This is a genomic window from Devosia sp. Z11_6 (genome assembly GCF_058133665.1).
The window spans coordinates 416,652-436,281 of sequence record NZ_JBYUNQ010000001.1; the positions used below are offsets into that span (position 1 = coordinate 416,652).

22 protein-coding genes are annotated in these 19,630 nt (G+C 62.7%); 6 read left to right on the forward strand and 16 right to left on the reverse strand.

Features of this window, described 5'->3' with window-relative positions; all coding sequences use genetic code 11:
* Positions 1–43 precede the first annotated feature (43 nt).
* Positions 44–610 (reverse strand): DUF1134 domain-containing protein, encoded by a 567-nt coding sequence (locus AC3YMN_RS01975; protein ID WP_489888731.1) that lies wholly within the window; start codon positions 608–610, stop codon positions 44–46.
* 136 nt (positions 611–746) lie between these two features.
* Here AC3YMN_RS01975 and AC3YMN_RS01980 point away from each other — a divergent pair, with 136 nt between their 5' ends.
* The 3 genes from AC3YMN_RS01980 (at position 747) to AC3YMN_RS01990 (ending at position 2,412) form a co-directional block, all read left to right on the forward strand.
* Positions 747–1,205, forward strand: a complete 459-nt coding sequence (locus tag AC3YMN_RS01980) for a YHS domain-containing (seleno)protein (protein WP_172124089.1) — start codon at positions 747–749, stop codon at positions 1,203–1,205.
* Positions 1,206–1,272: 67 nt separating this feature from the next.
* Positions 1,273–1,977 (forward strand): histidine phosphotransferase ChpT, encoded by a 705-nt coding sequence (gene chpT / locus AC3YMN_RS01985; RefSeq protein ID WP_172124087.1) that lies wholly within the window; start codon positions 1,273–1,275, stop codon positions 1,975–1,977.
* Between the two features lie 51 nt (positions 1,978–2,028).
* Positions 2,029–2,412 carry a response regulator gene (locus tag AC3YMN_RS01990; RefSeq protein ID WP_127753931.1) on the forward strand — a complete coding sequence of 128 codons (384 nt, stop codon included), beginning with the start codon at positions 2,029–2,031 and terminating at the stop codon, positions 2,410–2,412.
* Between the two features lie 62 nt (positions 2,413–2,474).
* Here AC3YMN_RS01990 and AC3YMN_RS01995 read toward each other — a convergent pair whose 3' ends face one another.
* Complete coding sequence (locus tag AC3YMN_RS01995; protein WP_489888732.1) at positions 2,475–3,635, reverse strand: hypothetical protein; 1,161 nt, start codon at positions 3,633–3,635, stop codon at positions 2,475–2,477.
* Positions 3,636–3,745: 110 nt separating this feature from the next.
* Positions 3,746–4,450: a response regulator transcription factor CtrA gene (gene ctrA / locus AC3YMN_RS02000; RefSeq protein ID WP_127753929.1), complete on the reverse strand. Its 705-nt coding sequence runs from the start codon at positions 4,448–4,450 to the stop codon at positions 3,746–3,748.
* Between the two features lie 430 nt (positions 4,451–4,880).
* On the opposite strand from ctrA, the gene fliI reads away from it, so the two are divergent.
* Together fliI and fliJ are read left to right on the forward strand one after the other, a co-directional pair.
* A complete protein-coding gene (gene fliI, locus AC3YMN_RS02005) occupies positions 4,881–6,209 on the forward strand; it encodes a flagellar protein export ATPase FliI (RefSeq protein WP_489888733.1) in 1,329 nt (442 codons plus the stop codon).
* A gap of 48 nt (positions 6,210–6,257) precedes the next feature.
* The gene (gene fliJ / locus AC3YMN_RS02010; RefSeq protein ID WP_127753927.1) at positions 6,258–6,668 is read left to right on the forward strand and encodes a flagellar export protein FliJ; all 411 of its coding nucleotides are present in this window, start codon (positions 6,258–6,260) and stop codon (positions 6,666–6,668) included.
* Between the two features lie 9 nt (positions 6,669–6,677).
* On the opposite strand, the gene AC3YMN_RS02015 is transcribed toward fliJ, so the two are convergent.
* The 11 genes from AC3YMN_RS02015 to fliF all read right to left on the reverse strand — a co-directional run bounded on the left by AC3YMN_RS02015 (position 6,678) and on the right by fliF (position 17,690).
* A complete protein-coding gene (locus tag AC3YMN_RS02015; protein ID WP_489888734.1) occupies positions 6,678–7,613 on the reverse strand; it encodes a PRC-barrel domain-containing protein in 936 nt (311 codons plus the stop codon).
* Positions 7,614–7,688: 75 nt separating this feature from the next.
* Positions 7,689–8,336 carry a PRC-barrel domain-containing protein gene (locus AC3YMN_RS02020; protein ID WP_489888735.1) on the reverse strand — a complete coding sequence of 216 codons (648 nt, stop codon included), beginning with the start codon at positions 8,334–8,336 and terminating at the stop codon, positions 7,689–7,691.
* 275 nt (positions 8,337–8,611) lie between these two features.
* On the reverse strand, positions 8,612–9,070 hold the full coding sequence (locus AC3YMN_RS02025; protein ID WP_489888736.1) for a GNAT family N-acetyltransferase: 459 nt from the start codon (positions 9,068–9,070) through the stop codon (positions 8,612–8,614).
* 44 nt (positions 9,071–9,114) lie between these two features.
* Positions 9,115–10,179 (reverse strand): zinc-binding metallopeptidase family protein, encoded by a 1,065-nt coding sequence (locus AC3YMN_RS02030; RefSeq protein WP_489888737.1) that lies wholly within the window; start codon positions 10,177–10,179, stop codon positions 9,115–9,117.
* Between the two features lie 85 nt (positions 10,180–10,264).
* The gene (gene flhA, locus AC3YMN_RS02035) at positions 10,265–12,403 is read right to left on the reverse strand and encodes a flagellar biosynthesis protein FlhA (protein ID WP_489888738.1); all 2,139 of its coding nucleotides are present in this window, start codon (positions 12,401–12,403) and stop codon (positions 10,265–10,267) included.
* Entirely contained in the window at positions 12,400–12,594 is a 195-nt protein-coding gene (locus tag AC3YMN_RS02040) for a hypothetical protein (protein WP_127753921.1), read from the reverse strand. The genes flhA and AC3YMN_RS02040 overlap by 4 nt, the downstream gene beginning before the upstream one ends.
* Positions 12,595–12,602: 8 nt before the next feature.
* Entirely contained in the window at positions 12,603–13,970 is a 1,368-nt protein-coding gene (gene flbD, locus AC3YMN_RS02045) for a sigma-54-dependent transcriptional regulator FlbD (RefSeq protein ID WP_127753920.1), read from the reverse strand.
* A 12-nt stretch (positions 13,971–13,982) separates the two neighbouring features.
* Entirely contained in the window at positions 13,983–14,276 is a 294-nt protein-coding gene (fliN, locus tag AC3YMN_RS02050; RefSeq protein WP_248307110.1) for a flagellar motor switch protein FliN, read from the reverse strand.
* A 38-nt stretch (positions 14,277–14,314) separates the two neighbouring features.
* Complete coding sequence (locus AC3YMN_RS02055) at positions 14,315–14,971, reverse strand: FliH/SctL family protein (protein WP_172124069.1); 657 nt, start codon at positions 14,969–14,971, stop codon at positions 14,315–14,317.
* A 4-nt stretch (positions 14,972–14,975) separates the two neighbouring features.
* Positions 14,976–16,058 carry a flagellar motor switch protein FliG gene (gene fliG / locus AC3YMN_RS02060; RefSeq protein WP_489888739.1) on the reverse strand — a complete coding sequence of 361 codons (1,083 nt, stop codon included), beginning with the start codon at positions 16,056–16,058 and terminating at the stop codon, positions 14,976–14,978.
* A gap of 3 nt (positions 16,059–16,061) precedes the next feature.
* Complete coding sequence (fliF, locus tag AC3YMN_RS02065) at positions 16,062–17,690, reverse strand: flagellar basal-body MS-ring/collar protein FliF (protein ID WP_172124067.1); 1,629 nt, start codon at positions 17,688–17,690, stop codon at positions 16,062–16,064.
* 137 nt (positions 17,691–17,827) lie between these two features.
* On the opposite strand from fliF, the gene AC3YMN_RS02070 reads away from it, so the two are divergent.
* Positions 17,828–18,451 carry a glutathione S-transferase family protein gene (locus AC3YMN_RS02070; protein WP_489888740.1) on the forward strand — a complete coding sequence of 208 codons (624 nt, stop codon included), beginning with the start codon at positions 17,828–17,830 and terminating at the stop codon, positions 18,449–18,451.
* Between the two features lie 90 nt (positions 18,452–18,541).
* Here AC3YMN_RS02070 and sciP read toward each other — a convergent pair whose 3' ends face one another.
* Entirely contained in the window at positions 18,542–18,820 is a 279-nt protein-coding gene (sciP, locus tag AC3YMN_RS02075) for a CtrA inhibitor SciP (protein WP_035102845.1), read from the reverse strand.
* 138 nt (positions 18,821–18,958) lie between these two features.
* Entirely contained in the window at positions 18,959–19,627 is a 669-nt protein-coding gene (locus AC3YMN_RS02080; RefSeq protein ID WP_127753916.1) for a flagellar hook assembly protein FlgD, read from the reverse strand.
* Between the last annotated feature and the right edge of the window lie 3 nt (positions 19,628–19,630).

Here is a 19,630-nt window from a genome sequence, read left to right on the forward strand (position 1 = left end):
GGGTGCACGCCTCCGGCTCGCAGCATCTACCAAAGCGCTGATATCAGAAAGGGTTCCAGGTGGGCTGCTGGGTGAACTTGAGATAGCCGATATTAACGCCCAGCCGCGCGCCCACGCCCGAGCGGATCGGGACCATGATCGCATTGCCGTATTTGATCACGGTCATGCCGAAGCCACCCACCACATAGGCGGAGCCATCAACGCCCGCGAAGCGGCCGAACACGTCATTGGTGCTGGAGAGATTGTAGACCAGCATCATGACCTTGGAGCCATCCCCGCCAACGTCAAAGCCCAGGCTCGGGCCCTGCCAGTAGAGTGGCATTTCGCCGGCATTGCGGGTGTAGAGGCGGCCTTCGCCATAGCGGGCGCCCGCAAACAGCGCGCCGCCAGCGTCTTCGCCCAGGATGTAGCCATTGGGCAGGCCGAACTCGGAGACGGCGCGCTCAACGAGGGATGCGAGGCCCTGGGCAGCGGAGCCGAAAAACTGGTGGCCCTTGTCGACCAACTCGTCGCCGGAATAGCTGTCGCTGAGCGAGCCTTGGGCAAAGGCAGGAGCGGCGCCAGCGAGGGCGAGGAGCAGGGTCAGGGTGCAAAGCAGGCGTTTGAACATGGTGTTCCCCCTAAAACAGGCGAGCCGGGACTTCGCAAGACTTTAAAGTTTCTCGGTCATGGTTGGTCGGGCCAGCGCTGGACAAGGGCTGGCCCGTGGATCAATGATGACGCAAACCCGTAAACAAATCTTAACCATGCTTGCCTTTGTTCTGCCGCTTTTGGGGGGCGGCGCGGCACCGGCGTGGAGCCAGTCAATCAACACGGCCGTGGTAAGCGATCCCCTTACCGGGCTGGCGCTCGGGGGCATGGATCCGGTCTCCTATTTCGTGGAAAGCCAGCCGGTGCCGGGACGCAGCGAGTTCGAATATGAGTGGGGCGGGGCACCCTGGCAGTTCAGCAGCGCGGCCAACCGCGACGCCTTTGCGCGGGCGCCGCAGATCTATGCACCCCAGTTCGGGGGCCATGCGGCGATGAGCATGGCGCGCGGCTTTTTGTCGGACGGCGACCCGGCAATCTACACGGTCTTCAAGCAGCGCCTTTATCTGTTCTATTCGGCGGCGAGCCGGGAAGCTTTTCTGCTGGCGCCCAATGCCGCGGCGCGCGAGGCACAAGCCAATTGGGCGGTCTTGTCCAAATCTCTGGTCTGGCAATAGTGCTCAAGCGCAACGCCCACTAAGGTCGGCGCAAGTGATTCGAACGCGCCCCTGATGGAGAAAACCCATGGCCGATATCATCGAGCTCAAGGCAACCGACCTTGCGGCAATGTTGTGCAGCCGGGTCTGTCACGACCTGATCAACCCGATTGGGGCGATTGGCAACGGGCTTGAGGTTCTGGCCGACCCCACGCAGGGTGACATGGCTGAAGGCGCCCGCGACCTGATCGCCAGCGCCGCCAATCAAAGCCGGGCCAAGCTTGAATTTGCGCGCCTGGCTTATGGCGCCTCCTCGACGGCGGGCACCGATATCGACACGCGCGAATGCGAGCGGGTGGCGCGGATCTATTTCGAGATTGAGAAGGCTGATCTGGAGTGGCAGGTGCCGCTGATCCTGCTTCCCAAGCACAAGGCCAAGCTGTTCATGAACATGCTGCTGATCGCGGCAGGCTCGGTGCCGCGCGGCGGCACGGTTACGGCCAGTATCACTGGACCCGCCGGAGCGGAGGTGTTTGAGTTCACCTCGTACAGTGATCCCGAGAAGCGGCAAAAGACGCTGGTGCCGTCAGGCGCGGCGGGATTGCTCTCGGGCATGCCCGAAGAGGGCGCCGTGGATGCGCGCGGCATCCAGCCCTTTTATACGGGCCTGCTGGCTCGGATGACCGATATGGAGATCAGCATCGGGCTTGAGGACGGCAAGTTCTACCTGCGTGCGCTGCCCAAGCCGCCCATCCAGGAAGAAGCTGCACCCGAGGCGCTAACCATTCCGTAGGCAGTTGCCATTCATAGTTGTTTCCGAGCCTTTGGCCGGGGAAACACATTCATGAAGTCGTGCCTGATCGTCGATGACTCGAGTGTGGTGCGCAAAGTGGCGCGCCGCATTCTCGAAGACATGGACTATATTGTCGAGGAAGCCGAGGACGGGCAGGAGGCTATCGACAAATGCCGCCTCGAAATGCCCGACGCGATCCTTCTCGACTGGAGCATGCCCATCATGGGTGGGCTCGAATTCCTCAAGCATCTGCGCGGCTATGTCGGGGGCGAGCGGCCGCATGTCGTTTATTGCACGGTCGAGAACGATATTGGCGCCATTGCCATGGCGCTCAAGGCCGGCGCCAGCGACTATATGATGAAGCCCTTTGACCGGGCCTTGCTGGAAGCCAAGTTCGACCTGGACCGCGCGCTTCCGTCGGCCGAAATCGCCTAACAGCAAAAGGCCCGGGCGAGAACCGCCCGGGCCTTTTGCCGTCTTGAGTGAGCCAGCCGCGCCTAAGGGGTGCGGGTGAAGCTTGCGCCGGCAAGGACGCAATCGGGTGCTTCGCCGATGGTGAAGGCCGGGCCAGAGCCCTGGATGGGGCAGGTCATCGGGAAGGTCGCCGAGCCGATATTGCCGGTGGCATCGGTGAAGGTCAGCGCCTCGGCGGTAGCGGTGTAGCGGCCCGATACCGAGCGGCCGCGGCGGTCGGTCATGGTAAAGCTGTCGTCATCATTGAGCACCACGGCAATGCCGCCGGCGGGGCCTTCGGCATTGGCCTCGTAGCGACCCACCAGGGCGGCATTAGCGGCGTCGCGCTGGGCGGTAGCCGAGGCGATCTGGGCTTCAAGGTCCGAGAGCTCCTTGCCGCGGGCGGCCAGCGTATTGGTCAAGTCCGTCACCTGCGGCTGCAGCTGATCGCGCTGGGTCTGGTAGCTGGCGACGTCCTTGGAGAGCTGGTCGCGCTGGGACTGGAGATCGGCGATCTGGGTCTGCAGGTCCGCCAGCTGGGTGCCGCTGGTTTCGGTCTGGGCGGCAATATCGGCCAGGCGGGTCTGGATCTCGGTTTCCTGTCCGCGGGCGGCCTGCAGTTGCTGTTCGCCCTGGGCGAGCTGGCTGGTCACCGCAGCGGCTTCCTCGGTCAGCTGAGCGACGGCGGCGCGGGTTTCGGCTTCCTGGGCGCGCGCCTGTTCAAGTCGCTGGCCAATCGCGGTCATCTGCTCGTTGAGGGCCGTAACCTGGTTCTGCGCTTCTTCGCGGGCGGCTTCTGCTTCGGCGCGGCGCTGATCGCTTTGAGCGAACTCTTCCTGGATCGCCGCAATTTCAGCGCGGCGGGAATTGAGGGTTTCAGTGGTGCTGGCCAGCTCAGCACTGACGCCATCCAGTTCGCTCTGAGCAGTGTCGCGCTGGGTGGTCAGTTCGTCCAGTTGGGCCTGGGCGGCGGTGGTTTGCTCCTGGACCGCCTCGAGATCGCCGCTTGCGGTTTCGAGGTCCGCCAACTGCATCTGCAGCGCGCTACGCTCGTCGGTCAGCGCGGACACCTGGCCTTGCAGGTCGCCATTGGTTGAGCTCGAGCTGATCCAGGTTGCCAAAAAGGCAATCCAGCCGACAATGGCAATAATGAGAATGGTAAGAACGAGCGGTTCGCGAAGACGCTGCGCGAGTGAACTGTCCATGTCGTGGGCCCCCTTGATTGGGAGCTAACGATAACCGGGTTGGGGAGTTCCGCAAGAGCAAAGGCCCGGCACATCACTGCGCCGGGCCTTGCACAAGGGAAGGGGAAAGCTTAGGCGCTTTCGGAATAAAGCTCGTTCTCGTCGGGCTCGCGCAGCACATAGCCGCGGCCCCAGACGGTTTCGATGTAGTTCTTGCCGCCCGTCGCAACGCTGAGCTTCTTGCGCAGCTTGCAGATGAAGACGTCGATGATCTTGAGCTCGGGCTCGTCCATGCCGCCGTAGAGGTGGTTGAGGAACATTTCCTTGGTGAGCGTCGTGCCCTTGCGGAGCGAAAGCAGCTCCAGCATCTGGTATTCCTTGCCGGTGAGGTGCACGCGCTGGCTTTGCACTTCCACGGTCTTGGTGTCGAGATTGACGGTGAGTTCACCCGTCGAGATCACCGACTGCGCATGGCCCTTGGAGCGGCGGACAATGGCGTGGATGCGGGCCACGAGCTCGTCCTTGTGGAAGGGCTTGGTCATGTAGTCATCAGCGCCAAAGCCGAGACCACGAACCTTGTCCTCGATACCGGCCAGACCCGACAGGATCAGGATGGGCGTCTGCACCTTGGCCACGCGCAAGGTGCGCAGCACTTCATAGCCGCTCATGTCGGGCAGGTTCAGATCGAGCAGGATGATATCGTAGTCGTATAATTTGCCCAGATCGACGCCTTCCTCACCCAGATCGGTGGTGTAGACGTTGAAACTTTCGGACTTGAGCATCAACTCGATGCTCTGCGCTGTCGCGCTATCGTCCTCGATAAGGAGTACCCGCATTATATTCCCCTTGTGATTCGTTCCTGCTGGAACAGTGAAGCCAGCGGCCAATGCTCGCCCCACGTCACCCGTACTGGATATGACTGAACCCTAAGCCCAAATAGTTAACAAAGTTTAATTCCATCACGCAATACGCAAAAGCTGGTAAGGTGAATTATATCTAACTGTCTGAAACTAAACGAAAAAGTGGCCGCATTTTTCTTAAGAAAATGGTTTAAGTAGCCCGGTCAAGTGACTCGGCGGATTCAAGCATTGCAGCGCTGGCGGGGGAGTAGGGGCGCGCGGCGAAAAATCCCGCATGAAGGGGCCCTTGCGGTAGCGATAGAGCTTTTTGCTTAACGCGGGGTTACTGTTTGATTCGAGTTTTGAGCCACCGGCATCCCCACGAGAACACGTTTTCGGGAGCCGTTAAGGCGACGGGAGATCCGGCATGAAGGCGCTGATTTCAGCCATCGAGGCAATCGACGAGATTGAGGTCTTTGGCCGCGTCAAGTCCGTTCAGGGACTGCTGGTGGAAATTGTCGGCCCGGTCCGCGAGTTGCGGGTGGGCGGACGCGTGCAGATTGAAACCAGCAATGACGGGCTACTGGCCGCCGAGATCATCGGGTTCAAGGATGGCCACGCACTGTGCCTGCCCTTCGGGCAACTGGCCGGGGTTCGGCTGGGCTGCAAGGCCGTGTTCCAGCGCAGCGACGGGGCGGTGTTTCCCGCCCATGACTGGCTGGGGCGGGTGATCAATGCCAATGGCGAGCCGATCGACGGCAAGGGGCCGCTCGGGCGGGGGGCGCAGGCCTATCCGCTGCGCCAGTCACCCCTGGCGGCCCATGACCGGATGCGCGTGGGCGAGCCGCTCGACCTGGGAGTGCGGGCGCTCAATACCTTTACCACGGTTTGCGAAGGGCAGCGGCTCGGCATCTTTGCCGGATCGGGTGTCGGCAAGTCGGTGCTGATGAGCATGCTGGCGCGCAACACCAATGTGGATGTGGCGGTGATCGGGCTGATCGGCGAGCGCGGGCGCGAGGTGCACGAGTTTATCCAGGAATATCTGGGAGAGGCGGGTATCGAGGAGGCGGTGGTGGTGGTGGCGACGTCCGACGAGGCGGCGCTGATGCGCCGACAGGCAGCTTATCTGACGCTGGCCCTGAGCGAGTTCTTCCGCGATCAGGGCAAGCGGGTGCTGTGCATGATGGATAGCCTGACCCGGTTTGCCATGGCGCAGCGCGAGATCGGGCTGGCGATCGGCGAGCCACCGACGGCGAAGGGATATCCGCCGACAGTTTTCACAGAATTGCCACGATTGTTGGAACGAGCGGGTCCTGGGACAGCTTTTACCGGCTCCGTTACCGGACTCTTTACCGTTCTGGTTGAAGGTGATGATCACAATGAGCCCATAGCGGATGCCGTACGCGGCATTCTTGATGGGCACATCGTAATGGAGCGCGGGATTGCCGAACGGGGGCGTTATCCGGCGGTCAACGTGCTCCGGTCCATCTCGCGCACCATGCCAGGGTGCGTTCCGGCCTCGTTCAGGCCGGTCCTGGCAAAGGCGCGTGAACTCATGTCCATCTATTCGGACATGGAGGAGCTGATCCGGCTGGGAGCTTACCGGAAGGGATCAGATCCGAAAGTGGACCGCGCCATCGCCGTTTTTCCTGCACTCGAGGCGTTCTTGAGCCAGGAGCGGGAAGAAACGACCACGATTGCCGAGGGCTACCATATGCTCGAGGCCATTGTTGCGGAGGCGGGTGCACCGGGCTGAAAGGCCCGCTGCTCGGAGGTTTGACTTGGTGTGTAAGGAGTACAGGTCTTGAAATCGCGTAGCGAGAGCCTCATTCGGCTCAAGAAGTTCCAGGTCGACGAGAAGCGCCGCCAGGTGACGCAGATCGAAATGATGGTCAACGACTTCGAGCGCATGGCGAGCGAGCTCGACCAGCAGATCGAGATCGAGCACAGCAAGACCGGCATCTCGGATGTGGCCCATTTCGCTTATTCGACCTTCGCCAAGGCCGCCCAGATCCGGCGCGACAACCTGCTGGCTTCCGCCAATGACATGCGTGGCAAGCTTGAAAGCGCGCAGGACGCATTGGCTGAAGCGCTCGAGGATCTCAAAAAGGTCGAGCTGCTGGAGCAGCGCGAGCATCAGCGCGACGCGGTCGAACAGCTCAAGCAAGAGCAATCCGACTATGATGAAATCGGCCGGCTGCGCTTCCGCCGCTAGCCCGAGGGGCTAGGGCACGATCACCATGCGCTGCTCGTTCCGAGCGGTAGCATAGGTGGCGGGATCATAGGCCGGTTGCGCTTCGAGCTGTTCGCGCGAGGCGTTGATGAACAGATAGCGCATGCCCGCCGTATCGGCGGAAAACACCAGATTATCAAAGCCGACGGCAACCGGCTTGGCGCCGAGGCCGAGAAATCCTCCCACATCGACGATCACGGCATCGATGGCGCCTTCGGGCGTTTCGACGACATTGCCGATGGTGCCAATCTGCTCGTCATTGATGCCGTAAACCGCAATACCGCGCAGCTGATCGGCGGTTAGGCCGGACTGGTCGACTTCGCTGAAGCCGGTGCGATCGAGCGGCGCGGCTGCTTCGACGGGCGCATCAGGCTGATCGGTGGTAAGTTCGGGGTCGATGGGCGCGGCATTGGGGTCGCCATCGACCATCTGCTCCTGTTCTTCGTCCGGCGTCATCTCGGGACCGGTGGCCGCTTCGCTTTCGCTCCAGATAAACGCGGGTGCCGCGGTCAATGCTTCGGCGGTGGTGGGCAGGACCCAGCGGCGGCTGCCGTCTTCGCGCTCGATCTGCTGGAGCTGGGTGAAGTCGACGGCAACGTCTTTCTCGCCGACGCCCAGAAAGCCGCCAACGCCGAGCACTACGGCAGAAACGCCTTGGCCGGAAGTGACCACCATGTCCTTGACGGTGCCGATCTGTTCGGCGTCGTCCTCGGGCCCGGCATAAACCGTTTCGCCCAGCAGCACCGTCACCAGAATGTCCTCACCCCGGCTGGAATATCCCTCCGACAGGATCGTGGGAGGGGTAAGGCCGCTTTGCTGAAGCTGGCTTGGCGTTCCGCTGCGCGGCGTTGCAGCGGGGGACTGCGCGAGGGCCAGAGCTGCGAGCAAGAGCGCGAAAGTCGAAGCCAGGGTCAGGGGTCGTAGCATGGCGGTCTCCAGAAAGAGGCTCAAACAGAAAGGGCCGACCCAAAGGCCGGCCCTGAAGCGCTAATCCACAGGGGATTAGTTGGTGGTGGGAGCAGCCGGAGCCATGGCGCCACCGGCAGCAGGAGCGGTGCCATCGGCAGGAGCCGGGGTGGCATCGGTGTCTGCGTCAGCTGGCTCGTCTTCTTCCCAGACGAATTCAGGAGCGCTGGTCAGGGCATCAGCCGTGGTGGGAACAACCCAACGTTCGGTGTTGTCAGCAGCGATGACAAATTCGAGAACGTCGAAGGGAACGGCCACGGACTTTTCGCCAATGCCGAGGAAGCCGCCCACGCCGATCACGACGGCAGTGATCTGGCCATCCTGATTGAACACGATGTCGGTGATGTTGCCGATTTCCTCGGCGTCATCGCCAGCGGACGAATAAACGGCCTGGTCGATCAGCTGAGAGCCCAGGTTGTCGCTGTCGACGGCAACATAACCAGACGACATTTCAAAGGTTTCAACCGCAGCGCCTGGCTCAGCTTCAACAGGAGCCGGAGCATTGGCAGCCGGTGCCGGAGCCGTAGGGGCCGAAGTGGTCGCCGGTGCGGTTTCGGTGGTGGTCGTGGTGGTTTCGTTGTTGGCAGGTGCGTCGGTGCTCTGTACCGGAGTTGCGTCCTGAGCGATGGCGCCTGCAGTCATCAGTGCTGCGAATGCCGTAGTGGCCAAAAGGGTGCGGATCATTATAGGCTCCATAGGTTCATTGTTGTTATGAACAGGGCCGTGCGGTGCTAAACTTGCGAGGTGGCGCACCGTGCGGCCCTTGATGCTGTGGTAACGCAGCTGTGTGCGAGGGGTTCCCGGATTTGCCGACATTGCGTCGCAAGCCGAGCCCGCGCTGGGGCCGATACATGGGTCAAGGCGAGGCCGCGCCGGGTGCTGGCGGGACCCACAGGCCGCGGGGCTGTTGGGAGGGGAGTGAATGTGGGCGGCGCTGATAGTCGGGCCGCGCGCGATCCTCAATCGGCGAGGGCGGTGTCGCGGTCGTAGTTGCGCATGGCCCGATGGGGCATGCCACCATCCATCAATTCAGGGCCGAAGGCGACAAAGCCAAGCTTTTCGTACATGCCCAGCTTATCGGACTGCGCGGTCAGATAAAGGCGGTGCTGTCCCGCGGCGGCAGCCAGGCGGGTGGCTTCGGCCATCATCGCCTTGGCGATGCCGCGGCCGCGCCAATGCTGGCGTACGGCAACGCGGCCGATCTTGGTGTGTTCGGGCAAGGCAATGAGCCGGAGCGTGCCCACCACTTCGCCCTCCGCTACGGCGACAAGATGGGTCGCCGTCAGATCATAGCTATCGTGCTCTTCTTCCTCGGGCACCTTCTGCTCCCAGACGAAAACTTCGCGCCGCAGCGCGAAGGCCGCGTTGCAGAGGGTGGAAAAGACCGGGACGGGCAGAATGGTGAGAGGCGATTGCATAGCAGGGCCATAACTCATGTCGGCCCCGCTGGGAACTGGCTGCGTCAGTGCGCAAAGCGGCCATGCACCAGATCATGCACGAAGCTGAGCTTTTCGACCACGGCGGGGGTGAGCACAAAGGGGTAGGCGTCAGGGTGGCCCATGGCGCGATTGAGGTTGTTGAGGAGCAGGGCGAGCGGCACCCAGTCATCAACGATCCCAGTAAAATCCTGCTGGCGATACGGGTTGAAATCGGCGTCCACGGCAAGGCTTTCGTCCTGGCCCTTGGGGCGGGCGTGCACACCAAAGGCGGCGGCCATTTCCACGGTATCGGTGATGTGGAGATAATGGGCCCAGGTTTCGGCAAAATCCTCCCAGGGATGGCAGGTGGCATAGGCTGAGATATGGGTCTGGGGCCAGCCGAGCGGGGCACCATTGGCGTAATAGGTTTGCAGCGCCTTGCCATAATCGGCCCGGTCGTCACCAAAGAGGGCGCGGAAGGGCTCGATGGCAGGGGTGTTGTCGACTAAAAGGTCCCAATAGTGGTGGCCGATTTCGTGACGGAAATGGCCCAGCAAGGTGCGATAGGGCTCGCCCATCTGGGTGCGGCGCTTTTCGCGCTCAGCGTCGTCAGCTTCCACAAGGGCGATGGTGATGATGCCGTTTTCGTGCCCGGTCATCACCGGGGCGGTGCCGGCGGGTTCGTCGGCAAGGAAACGGAAGGCGAGGCCGTGCTGGGGATCTTCCCCGCGCGTTTGCAGCGGCAGCCCGAGTTCGAGCAGGGAATAGATCAGGCGCTTCTTGGCGCGCTCAATGGTTTGCCAGCGCGCGAGATTAACCGGTTCCTCAATGGGGGGAATGGTTTCGTTGTGGCGGCAGGCGGCGCAGAACACATCACCGCCCGGCGCCGCTTCGATCAGCCAGTTACAGGCGCCGTGCTGGGCATTGGCGCAGAAGACATAGGGCTGATCGGGAAAGGCGGGCGAGGTCCAGTTGCCGCCGTCGTTCTGCACCAGGGAGACCAGGGCGTTCTTGCCGGAGATATAGCCAAGTTGATGGCCACACACTTCGCAAACGGCATTTTCGAAATAGATGGTGTTGCCGCAATGGTCGCAGTTGAACAGCTTCATGGAAGGCCCCGGAGATATGCCAGGCCTCAATGATTAACGGGGTGGGCAGTTCCACCACTTGCCGCAGGCTGGAGGAGGGGGCCGGTTAAACGCTGCCAATGGTTTTGAGGCGGATGCGGGGATGCACTTCGTTCTGGCTCATCACGACGGTTTGCGGGCGGAAACGCTCGATGATGGAGCGCACATGGGGGCGGATGCCGGGAGAGGTGATCAGCACTGGCAGTTCCCCTTGCTGGGCGGCGCGTTCAAAGGCGGTTTGAATGGCGCCAATGAACTGCTGCAGCCGCGAGGGGGCCATGGCGAGGTGGCGGTTGTCGCCTTCGCCGATCATGGCCTCGGCAAAATCGCGCTCCCAGGTGGGCGACAGGGTCAGGAGCGGCAGGTTGCCGTCGGGGCCGAGATTGGCGGCACAGAGCTGACGGGCGAGGCGCGAGCGGACATGCTCGACGATCATCTGCATGGACCGACCCGGGCCGGCGATCTCGGCGACACCTTCGAGGATGGTCGAGAGGTCGCGGATGGAGATGCGCTCGTTGAGGAGGGTCTGCAGCACGCGCTGGATGCCCGAAACGGTAATGAGGCCGGGGACGATGTCCTCGATGAGCTTTTGCTGCTCCTTTGGCAGGCCGGACAGGAGCGACTGCACATTGGCGTAGCTCAGCAGGTCCGCGACATTGGCCTTGAGCACTTCGGTCAGGTGGGTGGAGATCACGGTCGAGGGATCGATGATCGACAGGCCGCGCAGTTCGGCCTCGTCGCGCAGGGCTGGCTCGATCCAGGTGGCGGGCAGACCGAAAGTGGGCTCGGTGGTGTGGTGACCGGGCAGGTCGATGGAGCGGCCCATCGGGTCCATCACCATCAGCTGGCTGGCCCAGATCTGGCCGTGGCCAGCTTCCACTTCCTTGATGCGCACCTTGTAGTCATTGGGCTCGAGCTGCATGTTGTCGAGGATGCGCACGGGCGGCATGACAAAGCCCAGTTCGGTCGCGAGCTGACGACGCAGCGCCTTGATCTGTTCGGTAAGACGGTCGGAGCCGTTTTCGTCTTCCTTGACCAGCGACAGCAGGCCATAGCCGAGTTCAAGCTTGAGTTCGTCGATCTTGAGGCTATCGGTGATCGGCACTTCAGGAGCGGGGCCGCCGGGGCTGCCGATCTGGGGCGGGTTTGCCAGCGCGGCGAGGCGCGTGGCATCGGCCTGCTTTTCGCTCTTGGTCGCAGCGGAGCGCCAAGCCAGGTAACCGACGCCGGCGGCGATGGCGAGGAACGGAATGACCGGCATGCCAGGCAGAAAGGCCAGGAGCCCCATCACGGCGGCGGACATGCCCAGGGCGCGCGGATAGCCGGTGAACTGGGCGGAAAGGGCTTTGTCGGCGGAACCCGTGACGCCAGATTTGGACACGAGAATGCCGGCGGCGGTGGACACGATGAGGGCAGGGATCTGCGAGACCAGACCATCGCCGATGGTCAGCAGCGTATAAACATTGCCAGCTTCCTGGACGGTAAGGCCTTCCTGCATCATGCCGATCACCATGCCGGCGACGACGTTGATGAAGGTGATGATGAGGCCGGCAATGGCGTCACCGCGCACGAATTTGCTGGCGCCGTCCATGTTGCCGAAAAAGGCGCTTTCGCCTTCGAGTTCGGCGCGGCGCACCTTGGCGGTGGCTTCATCGATCAGGCCCGCCGACAGATCGGCATCAATGGCCATCTGCTTGCCGGGCATAGCGTCGAGGCTGAAGCGGGCCGCCACTTCGGCGATGCGGCCCGAGCCCTTGGTAATGACAATGAAGTTGACCAGCACCAGAATGGCAAAGACCACGACGCCGATGATGAAATTGCCGCGCATCACGAAGTTGCCGAAGGCTTCGATGACATGGCCGGCGGCGTGGGTGCCGGTGTGACCTTCCGACAGGATGAGGCGGGTGGTGGCAAGGTTGAGGCCGAGCCGCAGCATGGTGGCGATCAGCAGAACCGTCGGGAAAGACGAGAATTCCAGCGGCTTCTGGATAAAGAGTGCCGTCATCAGGATCATCACGGAAAAGACGATCGAGACTGCCAGCAGCCCATCGAGCAGGAGCGGCGGCATAGGCACGATGAGAATGACGATGAGGCCCATGACCCCTGTCGCAAGGGCAATATCGCCTGAGCGCAGAGTATCGAGCACGGCCGCGCCAGTCGGCAGCTTGAAGGCCGGGCGGGTGCGCAGGGTGGGCAGCTCACTCATGCGGTGGCCTGGTCCGGGATGGTGTCGTGCTCAGCGGGAAAAGCTTGGGCAGTTTCCCAGGCCTGGGCTGCCGCCGACGCGGTGCCGAGCTGATCGGTGCTGACAGCAAGGGTCAGGGCGGCAATGATGGCCAGGGCCAAGGCCGACGGCTCGCGCGAGGCGAGTTCGGGCTTGCCCGCAAGGGGGCTCACGGGGCCCATCATGCCACGGCCCTGCGTTCACCGGGATCGGGCACCAAAGTGCCTTCATCGGAATATTGGTTGAGCTTGTTGCGCAGAGTGCGGATGGAGATGCCAAGGATATTGGCGGCGTGGGTCCGGTTGCCCAGCGTGTGATCGAGGGTGTCGAGGATCAGGTCGCGTTCCACATCGGCCACGGTGCGGCCCACAAGGGCACGGGACATGGCTTCGGCGGTTTGCGCCAGCTGGGACGAAAGGGAGCCCGCAGATGCCACTTCATGCAGGCCCATGCCGTCGGGCAGGACGATGGCGTCGGCGGTGATGCTTTCGCCCGAGGACAACAGCACGGCGCGGTGCAGCGTATTTTCGAGTTCGCGGACATTGCCCGGCCAAGGAGCGCGGACCAGGGCGTCGCGCGCATCCTCGGCGAGGCTGCGCGGCGGCAGGCCATTGGCCTTGCTGTATTTGGCCACAAAATGCTCGGACAAGGCGATGATGTCGCCCGGCCGGTCCCGCAGGGCGGGGAGCTTGAGATTGACCACGTTGAGGCGGAACAGCAGGTCTTCGCGGAAGGAGCCTTCCCGCACGGCGTCGGCGAGGTTGCGGTTGGAGGTGGCGAGGATGCGGATATCCACGGCCACCGGCTTGCCGCCGCCGACGCGATCGATCAGGCGCTCCTGAATGGCGCGCAGCAGCTTGGCCTGCAGCCGCACATCCATTTCGGAGATTTCATCGAGCAGGAGCGTGCCGCCCGAGGCTTCCTCGAACTTGCCGATGCGGCGGGCGACGGCGCCGGTGAAGGCGCCTTTCTCGTGACCAAAGAGCTCGCTTTCGAGGAGCGCCTCAGGGATGGCGGCGCAGTTGACCGAGATAAAGGGTTTTCCAGCGCGCTTGGAGCGGGAATGAACATATTTGGCGATCACTTCCTTGCCGGTGCCGGACTCGCCGGTGATGAGGATGGAAGCGTCGGAGCCCGCGATTTGGTCGGCCATTTTCACGATGCGGGCCATGGCGGGGTCGCGGAACAGGAATTCGGAGGAATCCCGAGCGACGGCGGCGATAACGGCGGCGATCAGCTCGGCATCGGGGGGCAGGGGGATGTATTCCTTGGCGCCGGCACGAATGGCGTTGACCGCGGCCGCGGCATTGGTTTCCACGCCACAGGCAACAACGGGCACGGCGATGCGCTCGGCTTCGAGCCCGCCGATGAGCCGGGCGATGTCCATCATCACATCGACCAGCAGCAGATCGGCGCCGCGGCCGGCGCGCAGCGTCGCGAGGGCAATATCGACCGAGGGGGCATGGGCGACCTTGGCGCCGCCATCCATGGCCATCTTGGTGGCGGTGCTGAGCTGGCCTTCGAGAGCTCCGACGATGAGTAGACGCATGGCGGTGCTCCCTTATTGTGGCTTGATGACTTCGGTCATGGTGACACCGAGCCGGTTTTCGACCAGCACGATTTCGCCGCGAGCGACGAGGCGGTCATTGACGAGAATCTCGACGGCTTCGCCGACCTGACGGTCGAGTTCGATGACGGTGCCGATATCCATGCGCAGCAATTGGGACACCGGCATCTTGGTGCGGCCTAATACGACGGAGATGCGCACGGGCACATCGAAGACGGCTTCGAGGTCGGCTGCGGTGCGCTCGAGATGAGCTTCGGGACCACGAGCCATGCCGCTGGCGGCGGCCATTTCCTCAAAGTTCATGTTGTCGCTGTCGTTGGGGGCGCTCATGAATGGGGTTCCTCATGGCTGATCTGCGGGTGGCCGCCCTCGAGATAGGCGGCGATGCGCCGGTCGATGTCGGTGGAAATGGAATCAAGATCGCGCACGAGGCCGCCATCGACCCATTCGAGCCGGCCGTCGCCCAGGCGCTGTTCGGGATCGCCCATGACGATCAGGCGGCCGTTAAAGCCGGAGGTGGTCATATGGGCGGTGGCAATGTCGCGCACGCCATCGGCAATATCGGGGTGGCAACGAATCACAAGGTGCGGCACGCCTTCGAGATTGGCCATGCATTCGGCGATGAGGCCCTCGAGCTCCGCGGTGGGTTCGCGGGCCAAGAGTTGCAAGGCGAGCTTGCGACCGATGCTGGCGGCCAGTTCCACCGCTTCGCGGCGGCTATTGGCGGTCGCATCGTCCAGGGCCGCGGCCATTTCGGCGCTGCGGGTAGCAAGGGTCGCCGCAGCAGCGGCGATGGTTTGCGCGGCCATGGCGGCGGCGTTCTGGGCGCCGGCGGCAAAGCCTTCGGCATAGCCCTCTTCGCGCGCTTCGGCGACCAGGCGGGCCACGAGGTCTTCGGCCATTCCGGCGCGCGGTGAGACCGCGGCAGCACTGGGGCGCTTGCCGAGGTCGAGATCGAAGGTGAAGCGAGCGTGACTGGCCATGGTGCTAAGCGATCATCTGCTCGTCGGACTTGCCCTTGAGGATGATGATCTCACCCTGAGCGGCCAAATCCTTGGCAGTGGCGACCATGCGGCCCTGGGCTTCATCGACATCCTTGAGGCGCACGGGGCCAAGCGCTTCCATGTCATCCTTGAGAAGCTTGCCGCTGCGGGCGGACATGTTCTTGAAGAAAAATTCCTTCATGGTTTCGTTGGCGCCCTTGAGGGCGAGCGCCAGCTCGGCCTTGTCCATGCGCGCCAGCAGGGTTTGCGCCGCCGAAGCATCGAGCTTGGCCAGGTCCTCGAAGGTGAACATCAGTGACTTGATGCGCTCGGCGTCCTCGCGGCTGTTTTCCTCGAGGCCGGTGATGAAGCGGGCTTCGGTCTGGCGGTCGAAGGAATTGAAGATCTCGGCCATCTGCTCGTGGCTGTCGCGGCGCTTGGTATGCGACAGGGTCGACATGAATTCGGTGCGCAGCGTGTTCTCGATCTTCTCGAGAATGTCCTTTTGCACGGGATCAAGCCCGAGCATGCGCTGGATCACGTCCATAGCGAGTGCTTCGGGCAGAACGGCGAGCACCTTGCTGGCGTGCTCAGGCGCGATCTTGGACAGCACCACGGCGATGGTCTGGGGATATTCGTTCTTGAGATAGGCGGCGAGCACGTCTTCCTGAACGTTGGAGAGCTTTTCCCACATATTGCGGCCGGCCGGGCCGCGGATTTCCTCCATGATGGAGCTGACACGATCGGAGGGGAGGAAGGACAGCAGCAGGCGTTCGGTGGTTTCGGTGTTGCCCGACAGCGAGCCATTGGCCGACACGCTGGTGACAAACTCCACCATCAACTCGTCCAGCATGGCCTGGGTGATGGGGCCGAGGCGCACCATGGCGCGGCTGAGCTGGCGGATCTCGACCTCGTCGAGCTCATCGAAGATGGGCTTGCCGTGATCGGGGCCGAGCGCAAGGAGAAGCGCTGCAGCCTTTTCGTCGCCCCTGAGCGAGCGTTGTGGCGCATCATTGCCGACCACGAGCTGCTTGCCCATGGAACCCATGGCGTCGGTGGTGTCGAGGGATTGAGAGACCAGGGCCATGGGTTATGCCGCGCTGCTCAGCCAGTCGCGCACGATCAGTGCGGCCTGCTTGGGATTTTCCTGAACCAGACTACCCACGGTCTTTAGCGTCTGGAGCTGGCTTTCGCCCAAGGTGCGGGCATTGGCCATCCAATCGGGCGCGCCGGTAACCGATTCGGGCGCTTCGATGGGCACGAGCTGACCTTCGGGGCCCAGCGCGACAGGGGCGCCCAGTTCGGCACCGGAGGGGAGGGCGAGAGGCTGGGGTTCAGGGACCAAGGCGCGCTTGAGCAGGGGGCGCAGCACGAAGAACACGAGGGCCAGGGCGATCAACAGGGTTACGGCCATTTCGGCTGCATTCATCAAGTCGTCGCGCGTGAAGTCGAGGAGACCCGCGGCGCTGTCGGTGCCCGGCAGGTTGAGCTCGGGCCGTTCGGCAAACTGCATGTTGACCACGTCGACGCTGTCGCCGCGGCTTTCCGAATAACCCACGGCCGAGCGTACCAGGGTGAGCACCTGGGCAATCTCTTCAGCCGAACGGGGGCTGTAGGTCAGATTGCCCGCGCCATCATCGGCATAAACGCCATCCACCACCACGGCGACGGAAAGGCGCTTGATGCTGCCCGCTTCGGTGACTGCAGTCTGGGTTGTCTTGGAAATTTCGTAGTTGGTGACTTCCTCGGACGTCGTGCCCTGCTCGAGCGTGCCATCGGCGGCGGTTTGGGAAGCGCCGGGAAGTTCGTTGGCGATGGTCACCTGGTTCTGATTGGCGCCGGACTGGTTCTCCTGCTCGCGCAGCTGGGTGGAGCGGACGACCTGGCCTTCGGGGTCAAAGGTCTCCGAAGTGGTGGTGGAGCGGTTGAAGTCCATCTCGGCCGCAACTTCGACGCGGGCACGGCCAACGCCAACGATGTTGGCGAGCATGTCTTCAAGGCGCGTACGGAGCCGGTTTTCGTAGCCAAGGGTTTTTTCGGCAGCTTCGCCGGCGAGGGCGCCCTGCGCGCTGTCACCGGTGCCGGAGGCGAGGAGGGTGCCGGCATCATCGACAATGGAGACGCGGGTCGGCGAGAGACCCTCGATGGCGGAGGCGACGAGGTGCTGGATGGCGCGGATTTCGCCGGCAGCCAGTTCGCCGCGCACGGACAGGACGATCGAGGCGGAAGGATCCTTGCGCTCGCGCCGGAACAATTCGCGCTCGGGCAGAACCAGGTGAACCCGGGCGGACTTGATGCGGGCCAGCGAAGAGATGGTGCGGGCGAGTTCACCTTCAAGCGCGCGAACATTGTTGATGTTCTGCACAAAGCTCGTGGCGCCAAGCGTGTTCTGCTCGTCGAAGATCTCGTAGCCAACCTGGCCGCGAGTGGGGAGCCCGGCCCCGGCGAGATCCATGCGCAGCTTGGTGATCTGCTCGCGCGGCACGAGGATGGTATCGCCTTCGCCGCGCAGCTCGAATGGGATATTGAGGGTTTGCAGTTCGGTAGTGATCGCGGACGAATCTTCCAGCGTCAGCCCGGTGTAAAGCGGCGCCAGGTTGGGCGCTGAGGCGCGCATCATCAGGAAGGCGAAGAAGCCCAACATCAGCACCGCTACGGTGGCCATGGCAGCAAGGCGCGGCAGGCCAATGCGGTTGATGAGCTGGGTCAGGTTATTCAAGTCGGTACTCGAGGTTCACGTCACCGGCGATGAAAGCTGCCGCCCGGCAAAAATTACCTAGTGTTTGGTAAACATTGTCTTAACTTGTGGGTGCCCAGCCGTTGCGCGGGCAAAAATTGCCGGACGGGAGAGCAAGTGTGTTGAAAGTGCTGGGGCGGGTCACATCCATCAATGTGCGCAAGGTCCTGTGGGCGGCCGATGAGTTGGGACTCCCCTATGAGCGGGAGGATTGGGGCCTGCCTTTGCGCGATCCCAAGGTGCCCGAGTTCCTGGCGCTCAATCCCAATGGACAGATCCCGGTGTTGATCGATGATGGATTCGTGCTGTGGGAAAGCAATGCGATCCTGATCTATCTGGCGGAAAAGGCAGGTGACGGGCGCTTGCTGCCGGGTAGGCTGCAGGAGCGGGCGCGGGTGCTGCAATGGCTGGGCTGGCAGGCGAGCGAGCTTAATCCACCCTGGGGCTATGCGGTGAATGCGCTGATCCGCAAGACGGCGGGCTATGATGATCCCGAGCAGATTGCTGCGTCACTGCGAGCCTGGGGCGACAAGATGGCGTTACTGGACGGGCATCTGGCCAAAGGCTCGCCGTTTGTGGCCGGGGCTGAGTTCAGCATTGCCGATATTGCGCTGGGCCTTTCGGTGCATCGCTGGATGAGCGTGCAGGCGGACAAGCCCGTGTTTGCAGCAGTGCGAAAGTATTATGAACGGTTGCTGGGCCGGGAGGCGGGGGCAAGATGGATGGGGGCGGAGACGCCCTAGGGGACGGGTTGCGGGCCTTGTGCCAAGAAAACAAAAAACCCGCAGGGCGGACCCGGCGGGCTTTGGTGCTCGTTATCGGTTTGGACCGGATCAGCCCTCGCGGTAATGCTGGATCCAGGTGGTCCGCAGGCCGGCAAGTCCATGCTTGTCGATGGCAGCCTGCCAGTTCAGGAACTCGTCGACGCTGAGTGTGTAGCGGTCGCAGGCCTCTTCGAGGCTGAGCAGACCACCGCGCACCGCAGCAACAACTTCGGCTTTTCGCCGAATGACCCACCTCCGCGTATTGGCGGGGGGAAGATCTGCGATCGTGAGCGGACTTCCGTCCGGTCCGATAACGTACTTAACGCGAGGACGCATCTGTACGGTCATTTTACTCTCTACTCAACCTGACCATAGGAAGGCAGAGTAGCGATGCTGACTTAAAATTCAGCTAAGGGGAAACGAACAACAGGTTAAGAATTAGAAGGAAAATCAAGGTATTCGGGACGCAAAGCGTGTCGCGACGGGTCAGGTGCCCGGCGTGGGGGTGCGCACATCCCGGACCTGGGAAAGGGGGTATTTGGAGGTGCCGATGGTCAGCAGCGGCTCCGTGCCCGAAAAGTCCACTGCGTTCACGATCCCGACCGCCGCCGTGGTGATGCCGACAGTATTTCCGCTCAGATCGGTACCGGTGATCTCGATGGAATACAACCCAGCAGGTTGAGCTAGCCCGTTGGAGCCCTTGCCGTCCCAAGCGAACTGGCCGTTGCCCGCTGGAAGCGAGCCGTTCTCGGAGTAAACGATGCTGCCGGCGGCGTTCTTGATGTTCACCTTGGCGTTCTGCACGGCGCCCGAGGCGACATAGCCCCACAGAGCCTTGCCGCCCTTGAGCTCGGAGGAGGTGCCGGCAACGGTGACTTCCTTGCCGATATAGTTGACCGCGTCGGTTTTGCCGGCGCTCTGGCTGGCCATCATCATGGCTTCAAGGAAGTCGTTGGTCTTGAGCTGCTGTTCCACGCCAGTGAACTGCACCAGTTGCTGGGTGAACTGGTTGGTATCCAGCGGCTCGAGCGGGTTCTGGTTCTTGAGCTGGGTGGTCAGGATGTTGAGGAAGGTGTCGAAATTATCGGCAATGGTGTTGCGCGAGTTGCTGATCGCACCGGCGGCAGAGGTTGCGGATATGCCATTGACAGCCATGAT

Coding starts and splice junctions, on each gene's coding strand:
- AC3YMN_RS01975 (WP_489888731.1), bottom strand. CDS start 610: ATGTTCAAACGCCTGCTTTGCACCCTGACCCTGCTCCTCGCCCTCGCT.
- AC3YMN_RS01980 (WP_172124089.1), top strand. CDS start 747: ATGCTTGCCTTTGTTCTGCCGCTTTTGGGGGGCGGCGCGGCACCGGCG.
- chpT (WP_172124087.1), top strand. CDS start 1,273: ATGGCCGATATCATCGAGCTCAAGGCAACCGACCTTGCGGCAATGTTG.
- AC3YMN_RS01990 (WP_127753931.1), top strand. CDS start 2,029: ATGAAGTCGTGCCTGATCGTCGATGACTCGAGTGTGGTGCGCAAAGTG.
- AC3YMN_RS01995 (WP_489888732.1), bottom strand. CDS start 3,635: ATGGACAGTTCACTCGCGCAGCGTCTTCGCGAACCGCTCGTTCTTACC.
- ctrA (WP_127753929.1), bottom strand. CDS start 4,450: ATGCGGGTACTCCTTATCGAGGACGATAGCGCGACAGCGCAGAGCATC.
- fliI (WP_489888733.1), top strand. CDS start 4,881: ATGAAGGCGCTGATTTCAGCCATCGAGGCAATCGACGAGATTGAGGTC.
- AC3YMN_RS02015 (WP_489888734.1), bottom strand. CDS start 7,613: ATGCTACGACCCCTGACCCTGGCTTCGACTTTCGCGCTCTTGCTCGCA.
- AC3YMN_RS02020 (WP_489888735.1), bottom strand. CDS start 8,336: ATGATCCGCACCCTTTTGGCCACTACGGCATTCGCAGCACTGATGACT.
- AC3YMN_RS02025 (WP_489888736.1), bottom strand. CDS start 9,070: ATGCAATCGCCTCTCACCATTCTGCCCGTCCCGGTCTTTTCCACCCTC.
- AC3YMN_RS02030 (WP_489888737.1), bottom strand. CDS start 10,179: ATGAAGCTGTTCAACTGCGACCATTGCGGCAACACCATCTATTTCGAA.
- flhA (WP_489888738.1), bottom strand. CDS start 12,403: ATGAGTGAGCTGCCCACCCTGCGCACCCGCCCGGCCTTCAAGCTGCCG.
- flbD (WP_127753920.1), bottom strand. CDS start 13,970: ATGCGTCTACTCATCGTCGGAGCTCTCGAAGGCCAGCTCAGCACCGCC.
- fliN (WP_248307110.1), bottom strand. CDS start 14,276: ATGGCCGCCGCCAGCGGCATGGCTCGTGGTCCCGAAGCTCATCTCGAG.
- AC3YMN_RS02055 (WP_172124069.1), bottom strand. CDS start 14,971: ATGGCCAGTCACGCTCGCTTCACCTTCGATCTCGACCTCGGCAAGCGC.
- fliG (WP_489888739.1), bottom strand. CDS start 16,058: ATGGCCCTGGTCTCTCAATCCCTCGACACCACCGACGCCATGGGTTCC.
- sciP (WP_035102845.1), bottom strand. CDS start 18,820: ATGACCGTACAGATGCGTCCTCGCGTTAAGTACGTTATCGGACCGGAC.
- AC3YMN_RS02080 (WP_127753916.1), bottom strand. CDS start 19,627: ATGGCTGTCAATGGCATATCCGCAACCTCTGCCGCCGGTGCGATCAGC.